Here is a 1,199-nt window from a genome sequence, read left to right as displayed (position 1 = left end):
GCGCACGTCCTGGACCAGTTCATCGTTGTGCGCTTCTTCGGCCGGCACGACGTAGGCGACCAGCCGCTTGTCACCCGGGATGTCCTCGCGGGCGATCACCGCCGCCTGAGCCACCCCCGGATGCGCGGCCAACACGCTCTGGATCTCGCCCGGCTCGATACGGAAGCCGCGGATCTTCACCTGCTCGTCCGCCCGGCCCAGATACTCCAACCGGCCCTCAGCATCCCAGCGGACAAGATCCCCGGTGCGATACAGCCGCTCACCCGGCCCGCCGAACGGACCGGCCACGAACCGCTCCGCCGTCAGACCAGCCCGGCCCACATACCCCCGCGCCAGCTGCACACCCGCCAGATACAACTCACCCGCAACCCCGGGAGCCACCGGAGACAGCCACTGATCCAGCACATACACCCGCGTATTGGCCACCGGCACACCGATCGGCACCACCGGCTCACCCCGACGGCACCACCACGCCGTCACATCCACCGACGCCTCCGTCGGCCCATACAAATTGTGCAACTCCACACCATCGCCCAGGACCTCGAAGAACCGATCCCGCAACGACACCGCCAACGCCTCACCCGAGCACACCACCCGAACAAGACCCCGACACGAAACCGCCGACGACTCCCCCAGGAACGCCTCCAGCATCGACGGCACAAAATGCACCGTCGAAACCCCCTGCGACGCAATCAACCCCGCCACATACGCCGGATCACGATGACCCCCCGGACGGGCCACCACCAGCACCCCGCCCTCCAGCAACGGCCAGAAGAACTCCCACACCGACACATCGAAACCAAACGGCGTCTTCTGCAGCACCCGCTCACCCGGCACCAGACCGAACCGCGACTGCATCCACACCAAACGGTTCACGATCCCGGCATGCGACACCACCACACCCTTCGGCCGCCCCGTCGACCCCGACGTGAACAACACATACGCCGCCAGCCCACCCGACAACGCACCACCACGCTCCACCACCGACAACACGCAAGCCTCAACACCCGCCAGCTCACCCACCGTCGCCGGCTCGTCGAGAACAACCCGCCGCACACCCTGCGGCACCACCGCCCGCACGTCCCGGCAGGTCACCACCACATCCGCACCCGCGTCCGCGAGCATGAACTCCACCCGCTCAACCGGGAGCTCCGGACCGACCGGCAGATACGCAGCCCCCGCCTTCAGCACACCCAGCA

1 protein-coding gene is annotated in these 1,199 nt (G+C 67.6%); it reads right to left on the bottom strand.

Going from position 1 to position 1,199, the window contains the following annotated elements; all coding sequences use genetic code 11:
- A partial coding sequence (locus IH50_RS38335) for an amino acid adenylation domain-containing protein (protein WP_037873620.1) occupies positions 1–1,199 on the bottom strand: 1,199 nt, incomplete at both ends.

Origin of the sequence: Streptomyces sp. NRRL S-37, assembly GCF_000721605.1 — a bacterium.
Taxonomy (GTDB): Bacteria; Actinomycetota; Actinomycetes; order Streptomycetales; family Streptomycetaceae; genus Streptomyces.
Note: the sequence above shows the minus strand (reverse complement) of the source record. Positions and strands in the feature narration are given on the sequence as shown.